At 59.3% G+C, this 23200-nt stretch carries 13 protein-coding genes and 2 pseudogenes; 12 read left to right on the plus strand and 3 right to left on the minus strand.

Annotation, left to right across the window (positions count from 1 at the left end):
* Positions 1 to 8: 8 nt before the first annotated feature.
* A complete protein-coding gene (locus P6U23_RS10315) occupies positions 9 to 2138 on the plus strand; it encodes an AAA family ATPase (RefSeq protein WP_407181404.1) in 2130 nt (709 codons plus the stop codon).
* 1659 nt (positions 2139 to 3797) lie between these two features.
* Here the strand turns inward: P6U23_RS10315 and P6U23_RS10320 are convergent.
* Together P6U23_RS10320 and P6U23_RS10325 are read right to left on the minus strand one after the other, a co-directional pair.
* The gene (locus tag P6U23_RS10320) at positions 3798 to 4115 is read right to left on the minus strand and encodes a hypothetical protein (RefSeq protein WP_407179531.1); all 318 of its coding nucleotides are present in this window, start codon (positions 4113 to 4115) and stop codon (positions 3798 to 3800) included.
* Between the two features lie 1501 nt (positions 4116 to 5616).
* Complete coding sequence (locus P6U23_RS10325) at positions 5617 to 6348, minus strand: Crp/Fnr family transcriptional regulator (RefSeq protein ID WP_407179532.1); 732 nt, start codon at positions 6346 to 6348, stop codon at positions 5617 to 5619.
* A 501-nt stretch (positions 6349 to 6849) separates the two neighbouring features.
* Here P6U23_RS10325 and P6U23_RS10330 point away from each other — a divergent pair.
* Entirely contained in the window at positions 6850 to 8313 is a 1464-nt protein-coding gene (locus P6U23_RS10330) for a PAS domain S-box protein (RefSeq protein ID WP_407179534.1), read from the plus strand.
* Between the two features lie 171 nt (positions 8314 to 8484).
* Here the strand turns inward: P6U23_RS10330 and P6U23_RS10335 are convergent, their stop codons facing one another.
* Positions 8485 to 10401 carry an AI-2E family transporter gene (locus P6U23_RS10335; RefSeq protein WP_407179536.1) on the minus strand — a complete coding sequence of 639 codons (1917 nt, stop codon included), beginning with the start codon at positions 10399 to 10401 and terminating at the stop codon, positions 8485 to 8487.
* Between the two features lie 529 nt (positions 10402 to 10930).
* Here P6U23_RS10335 and P6U23_RS10340 point away from each other — a divergent pair.
* The 10 genes and pseudogenes from P6U23_RS10340 (at position 10931) to P6U23_RS10385 (ending at position 22565) form a co-directional block, all read left to right on the plus strand.
* On the plus strand, positions 10931 to 12001 hold the full coding sequence (locus P6U23_RS10340; protein ID WP_407179538.1) for an ROK family protein: 1071 nt from the start codon (positions 10931 to 10933) through the stop codon (positions 11999 to 12001).
* Positions 12002 to 13943: 1942 nt separating this feature from the next.
* A pseudogene (locus P6U23_RS10345) lies at positions 13944 to 14136 on the plus strand (RlpA-like double-psi beta-barrel domain-containing protein); the annotation flags it as partial.
* A gap of 823 nt (positions 14137 to 14959) precedes the next feature.
* Positions 14960 to 16675: a pyrroloquinoline quinone-dependent dehydrogenase gene (locus tag P6U23_RS10350; RefSeq protein WP_407179540.1), complete on the plus strand. Its 1716-nt coding sequence runs from the start codon at positions 14960 to 14962 to the stop codon at positions 16673 to 16675.
* A 12-nt stretch (positions 16676 to 16687) separates the two neighbouring features.
* On the plus strand, positions 16688 to 17137 hold the full coding sequence (locus P6U23_RS10355) for a cytochrome c (RefSeq protein ID WP_407179542.1): 450 nt from the start codon (positions 16688 to 16690) through the stop codon (positions 17135 to 17137).
* Between the two features lie 770 nt (positions 17138 to 17907).
* Positions 17908 to 18141: pseudogene (locus tag P6U23_RS10360) on the plus strand (SOS response-associated peptidase family protein); the annotation flags it as partial.
* A gap of 293 nt (positions 18142 to 18434) precedes the next feature.
* Positions 18435 to 19097 carry a hypothetical protein gene (locus P6U23_RS10365; RefSeq protein ID WP_407179544.1) on the plus strand — a complete coding sequence of 221 codons (663 nt, stop codon included), beginning with the start codon at positions 18435 to 18437 and terminating at the stop codon, positions 19095 to 19097.
* Positions 19098 to 19193: 96 nt separating this feature from the next.
* Positions 19194 to 19580, plus strand: coding sequence for a response regulator (locus tag P6U23_RS10370; protein ID WP_407179545.1), 387 nt, complete (start codon positions 19194 to 19196; stop codon positions 19578 to 19580).
* Between the two features lie 9 nt (positions 19581 to 19589).
* On the plus strand, positions 19590 to 19802 hold the full coding sequence (locus P6U23_RS10375) for a Lar family restriction alleviation protein (RefSeq protein WP_407179546.1): 213 nt from the start codon (positions 19590 to 19592) through the stop codon (positions 19800 to 19802).
* 1912 nt (positions 19803 to 21714) lie between these two features.
* Positions 21715 to 21876 carry a hypothetical protein gene (locus P6U23_RS10380; protein ID WP_407179547.1) on the plus strand — a complete coding sequence of 54 codons (162 nt, stop codon included), beginning with the start codon at positions 21715 to 21717 and terminating at the stop codon, positions 21874 to 21876.
* 518 nt (positions 21877 to 22394) lie between these two features.
* Positions 22395 to 22565 (plus strand): KTSC domain-containing protein, encoded by a 171-nt coding sequence (locus tag P6U23_RS10385; protein WP_407179548.1) that lies wholly within the window; start codon positions 22395 to 22397, stop codon positions 22563 to 22565.
* Positions 22566 to 23200: the final 635 nt, after the last annotated feature.

Below are 23200 nucleotides of genomic sequence, written 5' to 3' on the forward strand. Positions count from 1 at the left end.
CCGCCGCGATGCCGGCGGTTCCGGTTTCGCACATTGTGTCGGCTGGAGGATCCGCCGAGCGCCGACAGCTCGTCGTCATGTTCTGCGATCTCGTCAACTCAACGGCACTCTCGGCGAGGCTTGACCCCGAAGACGTGCGTGAGGTGATGCGTGTCTACCACGATCGCTGTGCCAGTGTTGTCAAAAGGTTCGATGGCTTCGTCGCCAAATACATGGGCGACGGCGTCCTCGTCTATTTTGGTTACCCGCACGCCCATGAGGACGATGCAGAGCGCGCGGTCCACGCTGGCCTGGCTCTGGTGGAGACCATCGGCGGAATCGAGCTTGCACTCCCCGGCGAGCCGAAGCTGGAAATCCGAGTCGGGATCGCCACCGGCCTGGTGGTGGTCGGTGATCTCATCGGAAGCGGCGCGGCTCAGGAGCAAGCGGTCGTTGGCGAAACACCAAATCTGGCTGCGCGGCTGCAGGGCTTGGCAGCCCCGAACAGCGTCGTGATCGGCGCCGACACCCGGCGCCTGACGGGCGGGCTATTCGAATATCGCGACCTCGGAGCCGCGACGCTAAAGGGCTTCGCCGACCCGGTGCATGCATGGCAGGTGGTCGGCCCGAGCGCTATCGAGAGCCGCTTCGAGGCGCTTCGCGCCACGAGCTCCGGCACCCCGCTGATCGGCCGCGACGAAGAGCTCGATCTTTTAATGCGCCGTTGGCAGCAGGCGAAGGAGGGCGATGGCCGGGTCGTGCTCCTGTGTGGTGAGCCGGGCATCGGCAAGTCGCGTCTCACCGAGGCGATCGAAGAACGGCTGAGCGGCGAGCCGCACAGCCGGCTGCGGTTTTTCTGCTCGCCTCATCATGGAGACGCCGCGCTTCACCCCATCGTCAGCCAATTGGAGCACGCTGCGGGATTTGAGCGGGACGACAATGCCGAGTGTCGACTCGGGAAGCTCGAGGCGATCCTCGCCCCGTCAACAAAGGACATGAAGCATGCTACCGCTCGGTTGGCGGAACTGCTGTCGATTGCTGGCGATCGCTCCCTAGCGCGCGAGCTTAATCCGCAGCGGCGCAAAGAGGAAACCCTCGAGGCACTACTGACCCAGCTCACTGGATTGGCCGCGCAACGGCCGGTGCTGATGGTATTCGAGGACGTGCACTGGATCGATCCGATTTCGCTCGAACTCCTTGAGCTGACGGTGGAGCGGGTCCAATGCTTGCGAGTGTTGCTGGTCATTACCAGCCGGCCGGAATTTCCGTCCCCGTGGACCGGCGACGCACACGTCACGACGTTGACACTCAGCCGTCTGGGTCGCCGACATGGTGCCGAATTGGTGAGCCGCCTTACCGGCAACAAGGAGTTGCCTTCGGCAATCCGCGATCAGATCACCGCTCATGCCGATGGCGTGCCGCTGTTTGTCGAGGAACTCACCAAGGCGGTGTTGGAAAGCGGTCTGTTGAAGGACGCGGGTGACCAATACGTCTTGACCGGCCCCGTGCCGCCGCTCGCGATTCCAACGACGCTGCATGCCTCGTTAATGGCACGGCTAGACCGGTTAGCGCCGATCCGGGAGGTCGCGCAAATCGGCGCGGCGATCGGGCGCGAATTTTCATACGAGTTGTTGGCCGCTCTGGTCCCGTTGCCGGAAGCCACGCTGCAAGAAGCGGTAGAGCGCCTCGTCCATTCCGAGTTGGTCTTCAGTCGCGGCACGCCGCCAGGCGCCACCTACACGTTCAAGCATGCCCTGATCCGGGATGCGGCGTATGCAACCTTGCTGCGGAGCCGACGTCAGGAGCTGCACGCACGGATTGCGAAAGTGCTGGAAGACCGGTTTCCGGAGACGGTGGAGATGCATCCTGAGATCCTCGCCCATCATTGGTCGGAAGCGGGCCTGGTCGAGAAAGCGGCCTTCTATGCAGGAAGAACTTGGCTGCATGCCGACGGCTATCAGCGACGGAAGCAGCGCCTCGGCGGTTGGGAGATCGGGGTGACTTCGTACAAGCTTGGCAACCGGTATCGCTGCGAGGTGGACAATGTCAGCCCCGGAACACGCCTCGCACGCGGTGAGGGTCCCACCCGCGTGGAGGCGGAAGCGCAGGCCCTGAATGAGGCGCGCAAGATGTTGGCCGGGACGCGGGTGCGCTCTTAGCCAACTGGCGGCGCTCACCGCTTTGCGTTTATCAAAGATGGGCCTCGGGTGCTTGATCCCCGGCGTCGGCACTGGCTCAACGCATAGGTGGACGCGAAAGAGCTTTGCATCATGGGATCGAAAAGTGTGCTCCTGCTAACGTTGATCTGACGTCCAGCCGAAGAACCGCAGGCTTTCAGTACACGATTCGAGCGTGTGGCCTCCTTTGGCGGCCGGGCGCATTCGTTTGGGCGAGTGTGTCGAAAGGCCCTGCAAATCAATGAATCCAACTTCCCCAAACAATTTCTTAGCGGGTTGATTTGGCTGGGTTCCCCGGCTTCCCAGAATTGTCAAAAGTGATCTCAGGGAGCGCACTGTGCGAGTGGCCCCCCGCTCGTGACCACAGCAAGGTGTCGGATGATATCGAAACTGCCGCCGTATTGCCTCGGCTGAGAACGTTGCCGAAGCGGTATCGCGGTTTCTTCCTGACCAGGCTTGCCGCGAGTCGGAGCAAACGGCTCGAACCGCGCATTTCAGCGTTCCTAGGCAGCGTGCGTGCGGCCGCCGCATTCTAGCTCATCGACAATCTCGATTCGCCTCGCGAAGTGCGTGCATCCCAATGCGACGTGGCGCTCGGCTTGGGTGAGGTATTCTCGAATGCGCAGCACGTCCATGCAGGGAACTGTACACCTAGTTGGGGCACGCTCGAAGTCGGACAGTAACGCGCATGCTTCGCGGGCCGACGGACGATCTTGAGCGCCTCTCCTGCAGGCGGCCTATGGGATGGGCCACAGTGATATCTTCCATCATTCACACGAGCCCGGGCTTGCTCTGGTTGGTCGGGCCTGAAACTGTTTGCCAGCGGAGCCAGGATTTTCGCCACGCGTCGGCTTTGCTCACAGGAGGGCAGTATTGTGCCTCGTGTTGAGCGCTTTCTCGCTGCGTTGGCGATGACCAGCTTGATTGATTGACATGGCGCCTAAATCTAGACCGCCTTTCTTCCTTATCTGCGGCGCGCGCATCACGATCTTAGGCGGATCTAACGGTCGCTGTGGCACTTCCGCCTCATCTTAAGGAGCGCGCCTCCACATGTCGCGCTCCGTCAGGATCACGATGAGTTTCGCAAATTGGAAGCATACGCTTGCTCGATCAAGTAATGTTTCGCGCAAATTCGCCCGGCGCTGCAGGGTGAGATGCTCTTGCGATCCGCTCGATGTGGCAAAGTTGCCACGGATGGGTGATTTCTGCGCGGAGCGTCTGTAACCGAACATTCCGGCGCTTGATCTGCCGCTAGCATTCGCAAACCGGGCTAGGCGGGCGCGCAGGATGAATTTTTCGAACTCGAAAGATGAAAGCTTATGGTCTCTTTGGGAAAGTGTCCGGCGGCAAGTGTTCGCAGATCGCGCGAACGGTGGACGCTCCCGCTTTGTTGGCGCCAACTTGCGCGCATATGCCGAATTGCTTCGCTCGGAAATGGACCGGCGGCAGACTGAAATACACGCCGATCAACTGGTCTATATAGGGCAGGCCGCGGCCAGCGAATAAAGATATGCGGGGGCATCTGGAAAAGTTGTTGTCGCGTCGGTGCAACGATAGGACCCTTTCTGCTCGTGAATTGCCGCAGGAGACTGGAATAGCAATGACGCGCCGCTAAGAACTGGCGCGTTCCGGGACCTGCCACTACCGCGCTGGATGTTGACGAACAATGTATGCGTGGGAAACGGGGTCTTTTATGGCGTCAGCGCATCGCGGAAATGCCAGGGCGCGATAGAGCGTTTTCACCGTAATCTTTCGCGAAGATGAATGATCCGAAGGAGATGATTGGGAAGAACTGCGAGCGCGTTCGTATCCATCGCTGCCTTCGTGGCTGAAAACCATCGACTCGTCGCGCGCCTCGGGCGATGTTGCTGCCTCGCCGCTACGACGAAGCGCGCGCACGATCACGATCCGCGCCACCATCAGCAACTGGCATTTCTCAGCACAGCCGAGCGCAAGCATCCGATCGCAAGCTGCCAGTGCGGCGCGCTGCCTGGTTGCTGGGGAGCTCCATTACGCATTTGGCCGGCGGGCAGCTCCCTGCCATCCGGCAGAATAACTGCTGTCGCAGCGATTGCATCAGTTTCAAGGTGCACCCTGTTGCCTCTCAGTGACATCCTCAATGGAGATCTCGGAGGCACCGTTATGCTCGCTTGGAGCGGCATAGTAGGTGGCATAGCTAGATCGAGTGCTTGCCGGCCTCCGCTGGGGGCTGGCGGCTGTAGATAGCGGTGGAGCGGAGCCTGGGACCAGTGCGATCACTGGCAGCTCTGAAATGCCACCGCGATTCGGGCGCATTGTCGGTTACCGAAAGACGCCGAGTGCTGCGCCGTCGTCGAACCAACGAAATAGTTCAAAACTGTTGCGGCGACGCAATTCGCAAACGGCCGCATTGTTGTCATGATTAATTCTGGCCGGTCTCGACTCGACCAGCACACCGGCTAGGCCCGGCACACCTTCGGCGGGGGCTGTGTGCCGGGCCGCCAGCGCCTAACGCGCTACGCCCAGGCTTCGTCGCTGATCTGCTGCAGTGAGGATGAGATCAAATTAGACGGCCGCAAGCTGAAGCGACCTGAATCGAGGGCATCTGGTCCATCGGGCGAGATTCGATGAGACCGCCAATCGGCTTCGGTAGGTGGTGGATAGCGACCGCGACGACGCTGCAATTTGCGAGACCAGCCTTCTCACCGATCACGACCATCAAGACGTCCGGGAGCGCGAAACTGCGGGTCAGCGCATCAGGTTAAACGCCTGTCGCCTGGGTCTGCGGTCTGGGGAGCAGTGAGCCCGGGAGCGGCCGCAGCTTTTTCAATTGCTATCCCGTTGGGTGGTGATGCAACCCTGGCCGCTTGCGAAATCCTCAACTCCCGGCAGTCGCATCGTTCATCCCAAACAGTAGAACAAGATCGACGTTACTGAGGCGCAGCGCCTCGCCACGCTTGAACCGGCTCACTCATCCTAAGGCTCGACTGGTCAATAGTTCGCGCGTATTGGAAGCTATGCTGAGGTGCCCTTAGCGCTTTGAGCAAGGTCAAACATCGCTTTCTCTGTTTTGAGAGGGACATCGGGGATCGGCGAGTTGGCCCTTGCCCACGTCCGCGAGCTTAAACGCGACGACGATGGGCACCCGCATGAGTTTTTGCAAAAGGTGCCGGAGAAAATCAGGAATACCATGCCTCTCCTCGGTTTAGCCCGCGAGAGCAGAGGATGACGGGAATGAGCGATCACGACCTGCCTGGGCAGCCGGAGCACTGGCGGCCGATAGGTCTCGCGATCGCACGCAGCATGCAGGAGCAACACGTCAGAGATCGCTCATTCTGTTGAATGTGATCACTATGCCTGATCCTTCGGATAGACATCTCGCGGCTGGAGTGCGCCTTCGGAGTTGATCGCGCCCGCCATTGATCACTGCGATCATCGGAGCCGCTGTCGGGGTCTTGACCAGCTCCCATGGTTGGCACCATCAAACGGGCGACCGTCTCTTCAGATGGAGGTAAGCCGGATCGAAGTCGCCCAGCCGCTGCAACTCTCTCCATTTCAGAACAATCAGCTCACCATCGCGCAAGTCCGCAGTGCCTGATCTCCGCAACTCCTGAAGTGTTCGATTGACGGTAGCAATCGCCATCCCCAATGCCTCACCCAGCTGAAGCAGGCTTATCGGAAACGGGTATTTGGTCCCTTCGCTAAGCCCTGCAGCGCGCGCTTTGTAAAAGAGCTCGCAAAAGAGATGCGCCATTCTCGTCCGCATCGGTCTCGCGCTGTTGTTGGTGATAGCTTCTCGAAAGATTGCGGCGTCCAGCAAGGTCTCCCGCCAGATCGCAAAGCCAACCGAGGGTCGGCGTTTGAATGCGAGGAACAACTCCTTATGCGGTAGGAACGCCACGGTCGCCGGTCCTATTGTGCACAATGCATGATCCATTTTTTCGATGAACAGACCCTGGGCGTCCGGGAGGTCGCCAGACATATGGAACGACAGATACTGCCGACGGCCGGTTTGGAGGAGGTGGTAGCGGGCGACCACCCCCGATACCACAAGCGCCGCGGCTTCTGGGTCATCCCCCTGGCGGATGAAGTCCTTGTTCGCTTCGAAATTGCGGGCCGTACATGTCAACCGGCCGATCTCGGCGATGTCGTTTTCCGTGAGGTCGGAGTGCTCTGCCAGATTTCGAACCAGAACCGCGTGCGCCTTCTCCATGGAGAGCTCCAAAAAAAAACGGGCTTGTATCAGTTGATACGTTGCGCCCCAGCCAACCGTCTACATTGGCGTCGTGCCACATGGTTTCAAAGCTCGGTGCGGCAAACGGGTCGATTAAGTCGACGGTCGCGAGCGTCGTTCCATGAGCTTCACCCGGCGAGGAAAACATGAGCGAAATTTCATCCCCGAGCGCGTTCAGCACCCTGTTTGCTTCTGAGAAGCGAAAATCGAATGCTTCGCGAGGCTTTGTCGAGGGGCAAGCCCTCCGTCCCTGGGACTGCGCCCCCACCGGGTTTGCGCCGCGATACGACAGGTCCAGTCCACACCGGGGCGACTACATCGGGCACACCCAGCCGCTGGTCTCAGCGACGGACCCGCCGCGCCGCCAACTCGGGAACAAGCGCAACCAAGAAACGTTTAGGTTCCCCGGACGAGCGGTACGAGCCCGGTCCTTCTTGCGACACTCGCAACAGAGGGGGACAGGAAACAACAGGGGACACCATGTCTACTACCGTCAGTCTTAGCGTTAACTGCTCGCCTCTCTGGGGATCTAATCCGGAGCAGAGCGCTCTGCACCCAGAGGAAAGCCGCGTGCCCGGTGGCGAGGCCTGGTGTCGGGATCTGATCGCCTCGCTGCCGGCCGCCATCTACACGACGGATGCTGCGGGACGCATCACCTACTACAACGAGGCGGCTGCCGAGCTTTGGGGGTGTCGGCCGGAACTGGGCAACTCCGAGTTCTGTGGCTCATGGAAGCTCTACCGGGCCGATGGTAGCGCCATGCGGCATGATGAGTGCCCTATGGCGGTTTGCCTTAAGCTCGGACGTCCGATCAGGGGCATAGAGGCAGTGGCAGAGCGGCCCGACGGTACGCGCATATCCTTTCTGCCATACCCAACGCCCATTTTCGATACGAGGGGTAAACTCATCGGCGCTGTCAACATGCTCATGGACATCAGTCAGCGAAAACAGGCGGAAATGGCGGCACAGCGCCTCGCAGCTATTGTCGAATCTTCCGAAGACGCCATCGTCAGCAAAGATCTGAATGGAATCATCCAAACCTGGAATCATGGTGCTGAGCGCCTCTTCGGCTACGAGGCGGCCGAAGCGATTGGCAAATCCATCTTGATCGTCATCCCGCCAGATCGCCACGACGAGGAGCACCGTATACTCGAATCCATCAGGCGTGGCGAGCGCATTGAGCATTATGAAACCGTGCGTCGGCGTAAAGACGGGTCTCTCGTCGATATTTCTCTTACGGTCTCTCCAGTCAAGGATGTCGCCGGCAGGATACTCGGCGCCTCCAAGATTGCGCGCGATATCACCGAACGCAAGCGAGCCCAGGCCCGCAACGAGCTGCTCTCCCGCGAAATTCAGCATCGCACCAAAAATCTGTTCGCAGTCGTGCAGTCGGTCGTGGCCCGGAGCTTTGTGGGCAAGCGGAGTGTGGAGGAGGCCGAAGCAGCAGTTCGGAGTCGCCTGTCATCCCTCGCTCAGACGCATGTCATGCTACTCGATAAGCCCTGGGAGGGGGCGGAATTAGCTCAGGTGATCGCCGCGGAGATGAGACCTTACGGCAGCCGAGTGAAGATCGGCGGTCCCAGGGTCATGCTCAATCCGACAGCCGCTCAGAACTTCGGGCTGGCGATCCATGAGCTAGCGACCAACGCAGCGAAGTACGGGTCGTTGTCAAACGAAGCTGGATGGGTCGACGTTAGTTGGGCCGTCACCGGTTCGAATGGCTCGAAGGCGCTCTCCTTGACATGGCAAGAGTGCGCCGGTCCACCGGTGAACATTCCGGGGGGCAGGGGGTTCGGGAGCACTGTTCTCGAGGTCGTGATGAGCGATTACGGCCAATCTCAGATCAACTACGCAAGCGAGGGTCTTGTTTACCATCTTACCGCTCCGCTCAGCGCTATCACACTGTCGCCAGCGGCTTGCAGCCCATCCCGTAAGCACGATTAGGGCTCGGTGCGTGAAGCCGATTTGGAGTCATAACGGGGGCGCGCTCGGGGCGGGCAATCCTTTGAGCCTGTGAGAGGGCCGCTCCAACAAGGGCCAGTGTTTTCACATCCGCCTTAAGCTTGGCTTTGCAAGTTCACCGGCGCTGTCAAGAGCTGCGCGATCGCTGCTCCTTCACACCACACCGCCAGTCGCGGGTAGCACGCTCGCGGCCTCGCCGGAGACGGGCCGCGAAGCGTTAGCCGGTCTCGCCAGTTCCGCAGGGGGCTCCGTCACGGCCCGTGCAGCATCCAACATGTCCTCCAAGGAGGAAGCGTAGTCGTCGGCGCCCATCTTTGATAGTTTCTCCTGGAATCCCAGGGCGGATTTCTGGACCAAGCCGAACACGATCTTGGCGTCCGGACTGCGTTGCCTCAGGCGTCGCACCAAAAAGCGCGCATTCGCGGGCACGGCCCGCGTATCCAGATAGACTACGCAGATCAGGGCAACATCCTTCATTTCCAAGGACGACAGTTTCTCCCGAGAGGAGGCGTCAACGATGCTTGTGGTCGCCCCTATACCTTCGCGCTCGATCAGCTGCGATAGTATCGTCGCCGCGAGGCCATCGAACGGACCGCGGCCGTACAGGCACAAGATGTGGGCGCCGCTCGCGAGAGCGGAGGGCGCGCTCCCCGCTCCGCGCTTGGTGTCCTCTTTCTCGCCGAGCTCCTGTGCGAACTCAATGAGCTCCTCAAAATTCAATCGAAACCGTTCAGCATCAGAATGCGACAGCTTGCCGGCGCGAAAATCTGAGGAGGCAAATTGCAGAGCCTCAACTGCCACGTTGTTGTAGTAGTTCATGAGGCTGTGCTCTCCAGCCAACTCCTCCAACTGCTCTTCCGCCTCGCCGGCATTATCGGCGAGCAGTCGCTGGTACAAACTTTCAGATGGACGCAAAGCTGGGCGGCTGCCAAGGAGAATGTCGATGAAGGAGAGCTGCTCAATGTGGCGGCCGAGGACGACTGCGCAAAGCGTGAGCGGGGTTGAAATGATCAGGCCAATCGGGCCCCAGAGCCATGTCCAGAAAATCGCGGCGATAACGACGGCAATCGGCGAAAGCCCAGTGCTATGTCCGTAGAGCAGGGGCTCGAGAACCTGGCCAGCGAAGAATTCTGTGATGGCGTAAAGCCCGATCGTCAGCAGCGCCATCGACCAGCCCGGTTCGATTGCAGCGGCAACGAGGGTCGGAAGCGCCGCCGCTAGCCACGCGCCGATATACGGGACAAACCGCAAGACACCGCCCATGACGCCCCACAGAATCGGATGCGGCAGTCCTATGAAGTACGTTCCAACGGATGCCACCACACCAAAGGCCGCGTTGATTGCTAGCTGTGCGATGAAATATCGGCTCAGCCCTTCGCCTGCATCGTCCATCGCCGACGTCGTACGGCTCAAGTCGTGCGATCCGAACACTCGAATCGCACGGTCTCGGATGTCTTCCCGATAGAGAAGGGCGAAGATGGTGACCACGATCATGATAACAACCGTGGCAACTGGGTGAAGGATTGGCCCAAGGACCTTTGCTCCGACCTGAACGGGCGATGGCGGAGGCTGTTGAACTATTACCGGCAGCGGCTTGCGGGAGTTGGAAGAAGTGGTACTGCTCTCAGGCGAACTCTGCGGCTGCTGTTCTCGGTGCGACTCAAAGCGCATGATAGCACCCGACAGAGGGGCGAGTGTAGTATCCCGCAGCTTCGTAATCTTGCTTTCCAGTGTGTTCTGGTATTGAGGAAGCTGCGCGAACAAGTCAGCCACCTGGGTGCCAATAACGGCGCCAAGCCCGACGATGATCCCGAGCGCAAGGAGCACGGTAGCTACGATCGCCGGTACTCGAGGGATTCCGACGCGGCGCAGCAGATTGACGAGGGGAGCGAGAATGAACGTGAGCAGTGCAGCAAGCGTAATCGGTATCAGCACTTCGCTGGCCACATAGAGGGCCCCGACGATGATAGCCCCGGTTATCATGCCAGCCGCTCGGGTGATCTGCTTGCGATCGCGCTGCCAATCAACCAGGTTGTCCGACGGGCCTTGAGGCTGAGCTTCTGAAGACATCTGTCCCTCACGAGCGACCGAGTCCCAGGTGACTGAGACGCATGGTGCTAAGCTCGGCGGCTACGATCTAACGGTGTTCGCGCGCGCCTGTTCCCTTCCCCTAAGATGATCAATGATGCAGCCCTCCGAGCCTTGATCGCGGCTGCGCCTGCCACAATTGCGCTAAGGCTTCCGCCATCGGCGAGCCGGACAAGGTCAGACAGGGGGACGAACGGACAAATAGTATGGTCCGGCAGCCCGGCTCCCTCGTCGGACGAGCGGCATCCTTTGGCGAACGGGAGCGCGAACCGGAAGCAAGACTCTACCCCACGGTCCATTCCAGTTCGAGACGGCGCCCTAGCATTTCTCTGCTGCGCGGGGTCCAAAAGGCGCTGTTCGCGACAGAACGAGGATCTTGCGCGCCCGGTGCGCGACCGGCATCCGCGCACACTGCACCCAGCGAGCCGAGTTGGCTTTGTAGGAACTTGACTCGTTGACTGAAGTTTATCGAGGCCGCCGTTCGTTGGCGGCCTATTCAAGATTCACAGTAATGGCCGAAGAAACAATAACGAGTACCGGCATCGCCTCCCACGGTGCCTCCCGTCTTCCCTCCGTTGAGGTCGACAGCTTCAATATCGAGCTAAAGGACGAGGATGGGTTTGTCGGAGACCGCGCCCGCAAGGCCGCCTTTAGGGACATCCTCGAGAGGTGGCGGAAGCCGCTGCGCAGGGCCGGCGAGGATCCCTTCGGAAAGGAGCGATCCGAAGACATCGGCAAGAAGGTGCTCGACTCCATCCTGGTCGGCGACGACACCGAGGCCTCGGCGGTCGTGCACAGTGCGATCGAGGAGTTCGCGCAGGAGCTCGCCTACGTCACGCGCCGCCTCCTGAAGTCCAAAGCCTGGGAGAAGACCGAACGGATCGTCGTCGGCGGCGGCTTTCGCCATAGCCGGTTGGGCGAGCTCGCCATCGCCCGGACCGGCATCATACTTAAGGCTGACGACTTCAACGTCGAGATGCTGCCGATCCGCCACCACCCGGACGACGCCGGCCTGATCGGTGCGCTTCATCTCGCTCCGTCCTGGATCTTCGAAGGTCATGATACCATCCTCGCGGTCGACATCGGCGGGACCAACGTTCGCTGTGGCGTAGTCGAGACGGGCCGCAAGAAGTCGCCCGACCTGTCCAAGGCCTGCGTCTGGAAATCCGAGCTCTGGCGCCACGCTGATGACGAGCCGAGCCGCGAGCAGACAGTGAAGCGGCTCGTCAAACTGCTGAAGGACCTGATCGCGAAAGCGGACAAGGAAGGGTTCAAGCTGGCGCCCTTCGTGGGCATCGCATGTCCCGGGGTGGTCGAGAGCGACGGCTCGATTGGGAGGGGCGCACAGAACTTGCCCGGCAACTGGGAAAGCAGCAAGTTCAACTTGCCGGCAAGCGTGGTCGAAGCGATCCCGCAGATCGGAGACCACGATACCGCGATCGTCATGCACAACGATGCCGTGGTGCAGGGACTATCAGAAGTTCCTTTCATGCAGGATGTAAAGCATTGGGGTGTACTGACCATCGGAACCGGTCTGGGCAACGCCCGATTCACAAACCGCAGCAGCAAAGGCGACCGCTAGATTAGTATCGGCTCGTTGGCGGTCAAACCATGCCAAGCGCGCTTGTGGGGCCGGGCCCTGCAGCCACTGGCTCAAGGTGAAGAAGAGAAAGCATTACGGTTGCAGCCGCGTGCAAGAGTGCGCATAGGTGATCGCACCATGATCGACCGCATCCATAACTTGCCACCTATGTGCCCCTTCCGCATCAGTTCATCGATGTATTCGCGCGAACATGGTTATTTAGGTGTCCAACAACGGGTTTGAGATCAAAGTAGTCGTTGCAACCCAGCGTCGAGACTAGATCGCGAACGGTCTTGATCCTTTGTCCGGCGATGATGCCGTCGCGCTCTATCTTCGACGAGATGCCTCCCAAGACCATTGACGTGGAGCGGCGAGGACTCTTTTGCCGCGTCTAGAGGAATGATCGTCTTCCGACCCAGCGTTCACCCAATCAGGTACCGCTGCCGGATGCCGGCGGTTCCCGTCGAAAGTGCTTCAGCCAGCGCCAAGCCCGCTTTCACTCGCGCTGAGGATAGGTCATTGCGACTGAAAGACGGCCCGATGGTCAGGTGGTCAAACAGCCGCTGCGCTGCGAGCTACAGTCCTGATGTCTAGCGCATACGATGTCGAACGAAGCGATCGCTCGCGTCCGCTGCGAGAAAGGAAGCGGCAGCGATAAGGACCAAAACCCAATAGATGAGGCCAGTATACCACAAGAATGCGTCGATCATCCGCGCCTCCCACTGACTTCTTGCGCCAAAGCTAGTGTCGATGATGGACAAAAATGGGACGGATCAGAACGGACCAGGGGGCAGCCTGTGCCGACGATCTTCCTCCTTTGCCGTGCAAAAGAAAGCGCCCCGACGGCACTCCTCCGAGTATTAAACTTCAGCTTGAAATATTGGGTAAGCGAATTTGATTTTGCGCAACCGGCGGTTCTGTCGCGGTCGTGTTAGAGTGGAGTCGGAATAGCCTCGATCACGCGCTGACCCACAGCGCGAAAGGCAAGCTGCGGCGTCCAGATACCTTCGACGGGCAGCTCGGACAGGTAAGCAAATGGAAGTCGGTTGCGGTCTTCTAAGTTGTTGTAGGTCCGGTGTTGGAGGAGTGATGGCTAATCTGGGTGGGCAAGACCAATGTCCGTTCTGTCATGGACCATTGCAGATCATCTGTCTGAAGTTTCGGCTTCGGGGCGTCGCATCAATTTCGACCTGCCCCAATTGCGCTTGCGCTGCAATCACAGAGCCGCAACGACCAAAATGGCGCGAAAGATCTGGCCGGGGTCGCCCGATGCGACTGATCCGCACGGGTCGAACAAAGGGGCTCATACCAATCTCGGCTTATGAACGCTAACCAAACGCGCTCAATACGGCACAGGTAGAATTATTCCTCATGCTCGGGTCCAGCCGATGGGCTCGCCTTTGCCTCGGATCACAGGTCCTCTTTTAGCCTCTGAACACCGGATGTCGCCGCTTGCGGTCGGCCGATTGCGCCCAGTAGCCAATCGCGCAAGCAGCCCCGGCTCAATCAAATATCCCGATGAGAGATCATATTTCCTCTAGGGCGACGTCTTGCAGATTACGACGTGAACCGCGCGCGGCGCTCTCGTCGTCAAATCGGTGGTCCACTCTTTCGGGATAGATGCGATCGTTGCCAGCTCCCGCCCCAGGCAAATACGGTCCCATTCGTTGCCGCCGAAAGCGAAGCCCGCCATCAGCAGTGTCTCGCGCTGGCCGCAAGTCACGCATCGTTCTGCAACTGCTGCGGTAGGTGCCGTCGCGGAGCTTGGAAACCACGCCCTCAAGTCCGACGTTGCAGGCGCGCTTGAACAGATCCAGCCCGTCGATGTCAAAGCTAGCGCTGAATTGGACAGCCTCTCGTCGAGAATCGGGCTCGCAGCTTTCGCAAGTCTCGAGATTTAGGTGGAGCAGATCGAAAGCGACGAGTACGATCTTCTTAGATCGACCTGACCTGCGCACATCGCACGAGGCCGTTTGGAAGCATGATCTCGCTCTCTTATGGCGGGCGCTCAATTCGCTGTCGGGTTACTGATAGAGACCCCTTCATTCGTGGGCGGGTTAATTGATCTTTCAGTGAGTGCTGCGCGCGCTCTCCGTATGATGCGGGGCGGCGTTGTTGCCGTCTCGCTTGAGTAGGACCAAGGACGGCCAGACAAATTGCGTCGCACCGCCCTTTGCCGACCAGCCTCTTGGAGCTCTCGGCGACAACGGTCTTTGCGTAATCTCAGCGACGATGGAGTGACGCTTCCTGCGGCACGCCATGGCCTTTAGGAAAGCAGGCACGTGAGGCGCAACGACAGCAGATGATCCCAACTTTGCGCTCTCCTCGTGAGCCCGCAACTGTGCAATGGATTAGACTGGAGGGTGAGGCCACTAGCTCACGATTGAACAATTTGCGCATTCTCTACCGCTTGCGCTTGGCAATTCGCTGGCCGTCGAACTCTGCGCTTTTCTTTCGCTTCGTTGCCGCCATGACCTGGTTCACCTCGCTCGCTAGCGTCCGCGATGTCCAGCACAGCCGACGCCGATGGCTGATAGGCGTCAGGATCGAGCATATTGAGTGCTGCGAGATGAGATGAACGCCTTGAGGGACTGCCGCGATTGGCAAAACGAGGCCGCAGAGTCGCGCGCTTGGGCTGAGCCGAGCTCGCAGCGGTTTGGGTGACGCACCGCATCATGGAAGTTTCCTATATCGGCATCGTTTCTTCACATTGCATATCAATACTGGTTAGCAGTAGTTTCGCAGGCGCGCTCAAAGAACGCTCCAAACACACCCATCTCGTCCGCGAGTTGCAGAGGGAGGGAGGTCTTGAATCCGTCTCGAGCCCTGTCGCTCGCGGCAGACCCGAAACGACAATCTGCCGTCCTAGATCAGATCGTGCTCGCTCGTTCCGCCAAGTAAGGTGTGAGTGACCGATTATAGCTCGGAAGAAGGCGCATCAATCAGGGAGGAAAGAAAATGCAGAGAAAATGCGTCACGCGTGCCTCGCGTCTAATGGCGGGAGCCGCAGTTGCGTTGATAACGTCACAATTGTTTATCCACTCTGCGCGCGCAGAGAGTGGGAAGGAGTGGACGACCTACGGAGGTGATCAGGCGAACACACGCTACAGTACGCTCGATCTGATTAATACGAACAACGTCAAAAACCTCAAGGTCGCATGGGCATTTCCGCTTGGCGTACTTGAGGGGCAAGAGACCACCCCGCTGGTCGTCGGAGGAACGATATACGTCACGTCTCCAAGGGGACCGAAATATGTCTTCGCGCTCGATGCGAAGACGGGTGCCGTCAAATGGCGCTATGCGCCGGAAATGCCGGCCGACATTGCGGCGGCCGTGTGCTGCGGACTGGTCAACCGAGGGGTCGCTTACGCAAGCGGAAAAGTATTTGTAGGCCGGCTCGACGGCATGCTTGTGGCGCTCGATGCCGGCAGCGGGAAGGAGCTCTGGAAGGCAAAAGTCGCAGACTATAAGGCCGGAGACGACATCACCTCGCCGCCGACGATCGTAAAGAATCTGGTGGTCATCGGCTACGCCGGTGGCGAATACGCGACGCGCGGCGCCATCACCGCTTTCGACCAGGAAAGCGGTAAGGAAGTCTGGCGCACGTATACAATTCCCGGTGCCGGCGAACCCGGCAACGACTCCTGGCCATCCTCGGACGTCGCGATGCGTGGCGGAGCCGATGCCTGGCTCGTAGGTTCTTATGACCCACAGCTGAACCTGATCTATTACGGGACCAGCAATCCGGCGCCTTGGGCCGCTCACGCACGCGGCACCGATAGCAGCGACTACGGCAAATACACCAACTTGCACTCCTCCTCCACGCTTGCGCTCGATGCCGACACAGGCAAGATCGTTTGGACCTTTCAGCAGACCCCGTACGATGCCTGGGATTATGATGGCGTCAACGAGAAGGTTTTGACGGACCTCACCATCGGCGGCAATACTGTGCCGGTGCTGATGAGCGCTGATCGGAACGGATTTTTCTACGTGCTTAACCGCAGGACTGGAAAGCTGCTCTCTGCGGCGCCGTTCGTCTACGTTAACTGGGCTAAAGGCATCGATGCCGACGGTCGACCGGTCGAGGATCCCGAAAAGCGGCCGCGAAAGGATATCTGGGCGCGGGACGTATGCCCAAGCTTTTACGGGGGCAAGAACTTTCCGCCAGTGTCGTACAGCTCGCAAACGCATCTGGTCTACATTCCCACCTTCAACATCTGCATGGATGAAGTTGGCCGCGAGACGGGCGAACCCAAGAAGGGCATCTTCTTTCTCGGAACGGAATTTGACGCCGGCAAGTATGGCCCTGGCGGAAACGGCGGGGAATTTGTGGCCTGGGATCCCCTAGAGAAAAAGAAGGTTTGGGGCGTGAAAGAGCCAAAGCCGTTCGTAGGCGGGGCGTTGTCGACGGCCGGCGGTCTTGTCTTCTACGGCAACATGGATGGCGAGGTGAAGGCACTGGATGCAAAGAATGGGGAAGTGCTGTGGCGCTTCCAGACTGGGTCGGGTGTCAATCAGGGACCTGTGACCTATGAAGTGGACGGCAAGCAATATATTGCCGTTGCCTCGGGACGCCTGGTCGGTCCTCCAGGGTTCATGGGAGAGACAGGCAAGAAGCTGCTTTCCTCCACTATGGAAGGCGCGACGCTTTTCGTCTTCGAACTGCCCAACTAGACGGATAGACCGATGAGACGGGCTTCGTCCATCGGTCTCTTCTCGCGATGGAATCAAGACAACATGCTCCTGCGCGCCTTCAAGACCCAGGTTTTGATGTTCCCTCTCGTTTTCTTGGTCGGAGCCTTCGCAGTAAATTCAGAGGAAGCTCCGACCTCAGCTAACGGAGCGTCAAGTGGAGTCGCCAAGACCGAGAACCAAGCGATGATCAAGGAGGGGCATTCGCTGTTCAATCAAACATGCGCTCATTGTCATGGCCCGGATGCCTCAACAGGTCTCCCAGAGCGCAACCTCAGGCACCTGCGTGCCCGATATGGAGACGATATGCATAGTGTATTCGAAACCACTGTCATGAACGGGCGTCCGGATAAAGGCATGCCGGTCTGGGGTGGCGTGCTCGACGCCAAGAGCATCAACAGCATCTACAGCTATCTCGAAACGGTTCAAGAGAACGGAGACTGAGCCAATCACGGTACGGACGCTCTCATTCATTAAGAGACCAGCACTGGAGTCCGAACGGTCTTTATCTTCGAACTAGCTGTCGTAATCAGTTCTGACCGGGGATCCCAAACCTTCACCCTTGAGCAGCGCATGCACAACGTGCGCGCGATTTTGGATGAAGTCGGTTTCAGAACGCGCGGCCTTGTTCGGCGTTTTCGAGGGGGGCCCGATGTCCTTGCTTTATGCCGCGACGTACCCCGAACGCACGTCGGCGCTGATCATGTACGGGTCCGATGCTAGGGCTTGTGGGGCACCCGACTATTCCCCTATTCCCTCCGTTGGGACAAGGAGCAGAGGCAGCGCTTGACGAAGAATATCTTGCGCAATCCTCACCGCAACGAACTGTATCTAAATATCGGCGCCAAGCTTGGCCAGCGATCCGAGTGCCGCCGAACGCGCCGCTTCCAGTTTCCGCACACCGGCAAGCCACGAGCGGCCGCCGTGATCATGACGATGAACAGCGAAATTGATGTGCGACACGTTGTACCCGCGATCCACGCTCCGACGTTCATTTTACATCGCACCGGAGACAGATGGCTCGAAATCGAGCACGCGCGCAGACTGGCTCAACGAATTCCGGGAGCCCAGCTGGTCGAGCCTGGGATCGATCACCTCTTTTGGGTGGGAGATGCCGGTTCGCTGCTGGACCATATCGAGCAGTTTTTGACGGGCAAGCACAACATGCAGGACCGTGACCGAGTGCTCGCCACTGTTTTCGTTGCTGACGCTTGTTCGCGCTCAATGAGGATCGGCCGCTGTTCGCGTTCGCCGGGATATGGACCACGTTCAACTGCGGTCGCGGCACCAAGTCCAAGCCGATTCCCGGCCCCCACCTCGTTTACGGCTTCCTGACGACCGAGGCGAATGCCGTGGTGAAGCCGATCCACCCGAAAGCGATGCCTGTGATCTTGCAGCGGCCTCTGCCGGATGACGCGCTCCAAGTCGTGGTGCGTGGGATAGAGAAGATAAAGCCGCAGCTTAAACGAGGCTTGCCGCTAATGGCCCTTCGCCAATCTGGGAGCCACTGCCTATGCGTCGAGATCGCGGGAGTGGCTAATTGATCCCGTGATATCGCGCCTCGTTCGGACTTGATCCACTCCTAACGCCAGAACAGCGCAAGCAGCACGATAACGGGGAGAGGGATACCTAGCAGCCATAGCAGGACGCCTCTACCAAATGTCATGGTCCGGTCCTCAATAGGTTGTCCTGAAAAATAAGCTGAGAACTCGTTAGGAGTTCCTTCGGGAGGAACGGAAGTTTGAACCGCGCGTTGCAACCAAAATGTAAGTTCCGGATGGAGTTCGCCATGGCTTCGCGCGCAATACCCACGGCCCTATTTGGCTGGACTTGGTCGGCCGTACTGGCCGGCGTGTTTACTTCGTTGGTCGTCCAAATCTTGCTGACCATGTTGGGCTGGGGCGTCGGTCTGCTGGCGATCGATATACCCACGGCGAGCTCGGCGCCGGCCGGCGCCAGCTGGGCCGCATTCGTGTGGTGGGCCGTGTCCGGGATCATCGCCGCGTTCGTTGGCGGCGCCGTCGCGGCAGCAAATTCGCCGGATCAGACCGGCCTCGGTCGGGTCGGGCATGCATTGGCCGCTTGGTCGGTCACGACCGTCGTCGTGGTGGCTGCGGCGGCGATGTTGCCAGTATCCGCCACCAGCATTGCTGGCAACTTGATTGGCCCGTCATATGCAGCGAGCGCGCGCGTTGCGTACTTCTCCAACAATGCGGGACGTGAAACCGTCGGCTCGACGGCCCGATCTGCAAGTCCAGCTCAAATCGACGAAGCTCGCAAACACTTTGCATATGTGATGTTTGCTAGCTTCTGTGCGCTTCTCCTTGGTGCAGGAGCCGCCTACGCCGCCGGAATGGCTACGACGGGCCAAGCTGTCAGGGGAGCGGCACGGCCGGTGACGTGACCGTCGGTCTGAAAAGAAAGCAATTTGCTCACGTTGGGCCCGGCTCAGCGCGGCGCTAGGTCAAACGCCTACGTTAAACAAAGGCGAGAGGCTGAAGTGGAAGGGCTGCCGACCGTTCTGGTGCTGGAAGACGACCCTGATATTCAGGGCTTGGTCGAAGACGCGCTAACGCAAGGCGGCTTTCAATGCATTGTGGTCGCGTCCGCCGAAGAGGCTCTTGCCTTGCTCCAGGGTAACCAGAAGCGTCAGGCGCTCGTGGTCGACATCAACCTTCGAGGTCGGATGACCGGCTGGACGGCGACCCGAAGGGCAAGGGAAATAGAGCCCGGTCTTCCGATCGTCTATATGACCGCTGGTGCAGGCGATCAATGGCCCTCGCAAGGCGTTCCCAAAAGCATTCTGCTGCAGAAGCCCTTCGCCCCCGCTCAACTGGTAACGGCTGTGTCCCAGCTCCTCAACACCTCTGGTTTGCCACCCGGATGACCAGATTGAATGCCTCGGAAGGCAAAACAGAAAGCTGACATAACGCCTAGCGCTCCCTTGTCTGGCCAGCCGCTGCGGCCGTGCCCATTCTGCGGTAGCTCGGACCTTTGGGTCAACAGTGACCTAGAACCGAAGTTCGTCGCATGCGAGAAATGCTGCGCGTTCGGTCCTACCGCGCCGACTGTTGCCGAGGCCACCGAGCGCTGGAATAAGCGCCTGTAAATGGAGCAAAAGCTCGTATCGGCGCGCCAGCGGGAAGCCGGCAGTTCGCGACTAATCCCGCCGTTCGAGTTTGTTCGAGCCGTCCGCTTCTCGTTTTCGGATCACATCCTCATCCCGCTCGGCCGTCTTTGGGCGTGGAGGCGATTTGGGCATGCCCGCCTGGCCACCGTGCTTGCCACCCTGATCTTGCACGCCCTCTAAGTCGTTTTCCTTTGGCAAGGTGCTTTTCCTTCCGTTCCGGCGTTGTATTCGAGGTGAGAGCCGTCGTTCCACGTTCCTTCGCCTACTGCCGACCTTCTTGACGGCCTTCCTTACCGCCCGTTTGGACGGCCGGCCTTTTTCGCCTCATAGCGCACCTCTTAGTCCTGGCCGCCGGCAACGGGGGCGCGATCCTGGTTGCGGTCGCGGGCTTGGCGGATAAGGGAGATTGCGCGTCAAAGTTCCAGAACTCGGAACGAATGACTTCGGCCAGATTTCAGCGCTTATTGTGTTGCGGAGTGGTTATGGCCTGGTGGTGACTCGCAATTTTGGGGGCGGAATGCCCATTTTGAGGCGATCCGAGAAACTCACCCATGTCCTGGTCTTTGAAACTTGAGAGCCGATTCCGCTCGCCAACTGAAAACTCCTGCGCACACTGCCCGATGCCGGCCAATACTCTGCCGACGAGGGAAGCCGCGCTCGGTCGCTGGCAGCTCGCGGGGCGATGTACAGGATCATCCGCCGAAAACGCTGTGGATCGACTGCAACGCGTAGCAGAGCGAGGAAGGCGGATGCTTCGGGTCAGCGTGTTCGCTACCCGCGACAATCCAACCGCCGGCTCGAGGCGAACGATCCGGAAGGCGTCGTTTGAGGACCCGGTCGAAGAGGTACCGGCACCGGAGCCCAGCCAGGCATCGAGCCGAGCGAAAGCCCAACTCGCCTCGGCCCCGCCGCCCCGGACCTGCGTATGCCCGTTTCGCGGCGCGGAATCACGGCATCGCCGTGGGCCCCGGCTGTCGTGTGGCAGCATCGCTCGTGCATTCGAAAGGAAAGACGAAAGCCCCCGCACAGCTATGCTGACCGATATATTCGCTGATCTTGGAGGCCAAATCGAGGCACCTTTCTGGGAACTGGTTTCGGCGCCCAAGTGGAAAAACGTCGATACCGATATGAAGGAGGCATTTGACCGCCGCGATAACGATGAACGCGATCCGGCCGTTTACGCGGCTCACGCGCTTGAAAGCGCATCAGGATTATTTCCGATCACAAGGGGTGGACCCACGGTAAGGAGAACGGGGCGCACAACCACATTGATAATTTGTCGAGCACGGATTCGTTGCCGGCTGGGAAGCGACTGCGCTCAAGCACATTTTTGACACCATTCGAAATCCGCTGAGTCATGGCCCCGGTTGAGCGGAGATGGCGTCTGTTTCGAGAGCGCAGACCGAGTGGGTGATCGACAACAGTCTGAGTTGGATAAAACGGTTGGTTCGTGCGGCTTAGACGGTGGGACCTGAACGATGTCGGACCAAAAGTGCATCGCGAAAACGGATAGCTCGTCGCCAACTTGCAACGCCGCTCTGTGGATTGGCGCCTTCCCCCGATCGACCGCAGCAATCAAAGACGCCTTAAAAAAAGAACCTCCGCGTTCGGGAGGTTCAGTACGTCGTGCAGCCGTCCACAACACGAAGAGCAGCCACAATGCCGCATAAGCAGACGGCGTTGGGGTCTGCTCCTGGTCGGCCGATACGCCGCCGACCACCACAGCTTCAAGAACGCCCCAAACGCAGCCGCGTTCCGCGGAACAGCTGGTCGAATTTCCTGGCCTTGAGCCTCACTGGTTTGCCGATCGCCGCCGCAGTCGGGCTGAAGGTGCCCATTCTGCCGCTCGGTGTTGTGCGGCGGCGTTGTTCTGAGCGTCCAGAACGAGGCCATGATCGCGGCGACTGTTGAGACCGGCCAGCGAAATATGGCCGTACTGGAGCAATCGGTGATTAAGGACAACACCTTGATGCCAGGCGAATGGTATGGCGGCCAGTTGCATCTCGCTCCCCGATTGAACACGCCGGTGGTCAAAATAGTTACACCATCGTGATCACCGTAGGGACTGACCGACACGTGATCGAAGTCAGCCAGGGGCCCGTCGGGACGTGAGCAATCGGGCGCTTGCCATTCTGATGTTTTGTGCGATCTCGGGTGCTTTGTCTTCGGAACTCGGATGAGGCTGCCGCGGAATGTGAAGAAGCTGCCTCAGAATACAATTCCGCAATATCCGACATCTTTGCGGCGCTTGCGCCGCTATCCAAGCTGTCTTTGAACAATAACGGACAAGACGATTGCTCGAGTGAATTTCGACGGTCGCGCTCGGCCCAAGGTGACTTCGAAAGTGCCGTCTCAAGGTACGGCTTGGAGTGCAACTGAAGCTGGCTCGGAGCGGCATGGAATGATTCGATCGATCGTAGTCGCCATCGCTGTTGTTCTCGCCGCGCCAGCGAGCTCGGAGACAGTTGAAGTCAAATACGTGGCGTTGTCGACCTGGCGCCATTCGCTTGCACCGACACACCACGGAGCAGCTTCATTCAGCGCGTCTGTTACGATAAAACGCAGAGCTACATGCTGATCAATTTGCGAGGCACGTACTATCATTACGGCGAACTGCCGGCGGCCGCGTTTGATGCGTTCATGGCAGCTCCGTCGATGGGCCACTTCTACAACCGGAACATCAAGGGCACTGGGGCAGATGGGCCGTTCGATTCTCGAACGCACCGGGTGCCGGAGTATTAAAGCCGCGCTCCAGTCGAATGAACACGGTGGGAGGAGATGCTTGTTTTCATTTCGTGGATTATCTTGACCGGCTGGGTAGCTGCGGCGGCCGAAGCAAGGGGCCGCAGCTCGATTGCGTGGTTTATCGTGGCGCTCTTCCTTTCGCCGGTGCTCGGGATCCTGCTGTGTTCCCGAAACTCAAGCACGAGCCCCTTCTAGCGCGATCGCGCAGCGGTAGCGTCCCCCACCGCCAAAGGCCAGCTTTCTAGGCCGATCCGATCGAGTGACCATCGACCGTACGGCGCGGCCTTTCGAGCCCGATGGTGTTTATGCGGGCGTCCCGTACAAAGTGAAGACAGATGGGTCAATCGAGGCGATCATGCGGAGAATATCTCGCAATGGGACATCAAAATCACCAGGATTCGCTGTTTCTCTCCAAGCGTGAACATTGAATCGACCGACTCAGCGTAGGCTATTGTAACTGCGGCAATCGGCGCTTCTTTTTGGGCTGTGCTGAAGCCGGATGAGGAGCGGGAGTTTCCCATCGTTTTCAGGCGCGAGAGTTGTTCACGGATGACAACAACGAGCGGGCCCCCCGCATCTTGGTGTTGTGGAGAAAAGACAGTTCGCCTTGGCTGCCACAGATCCCCGAGATG

Source organism: Bradyrhizobium sp. STM 3562, assembly GCF_045571435.1.
Taxonomy (GTDB): Bacteria; Pseudomonadota; Alphaproteobacteria; order Rhizobiales; family Xanthobacteraceae; genus Bradyrhizobium.

Coding starts and splice junctions, on each gene's coding strand:
- P6U23_RS10315 (WP_407181404.1), top strand. CDS start 9: ATGCCGGCGGTTCCGGTTTCGCACATTGTGTCGGCTGGAGGATCCGCC.
- P6U23_RS10320 (WP_407179531.1), bottom strand. CDS start 4,115: ATGCTTGCGCTCGGCTGTGCTGAGAAATGCCAGTTGCTGATGGTGGCG.
- P6U23_RS10325 (WP_407179532.1), bottom strand. CDS start 6,348: ATGGAGAAGGCGCACGCGGTTCTGGTTCGAAATCTGGCAGAGCACTCC.
- P6U23_RS10330 (WP_407179534.1), top strand. CDS start 6,850: ATGTCTACTACCGTCAGTCTTAGCGTTAACTGCTCGCCTCTCTGGGGA.
- P6U23_RS10335 (WP_407179536.1), bottom strand. CDS start 10,401: ATGTCTTCAGAAGCTCAGCCTCAAGGCCCGTCGGACAACCTGGTTGAT.
- P6U23_RS10340 (WP_407179538.1), top strand. CDS start 10,931: ATGGCCGAAGAAACAATAACGAGTACCGGCATCGCCTCCCACGGTGCC.
- P6U23_RS10350 (WP_407179540.1), top strand. CDS start 14,960: ATGCAGAGAAAATGCGTCACGCGTGCCTCGCGTCTAATGGCGGGAGCC.
- P6U23_RS10355 (WP_407179542.1), top strand. CDS start 16,688: ATGAGACGGGCTTCGTCCATCGGTCTCTTCTCGCGATGGAATCAAGAC.
- P6U23_RS10375 (WP_407179546.1), top strand. CDS start 19,590: ATGCCTCGGAAGGCAAAACAGAAAGCTGACATAACGCCTAGCGCTCCC.
- P6U23_RS10380 (WP_407179547.1), top strand. CDS start 21,715: ATGATCGCGGCGACTGTTGAGACCGGCCAGCGAAATATGGCCGTACTG.
- P6U23_RS10385 (WP_407179548.1), top strand. CDS start 22,395: ATGCTGATCAATTTGCGAGGCACGTACTATCATTACGGCGAACTGCCG.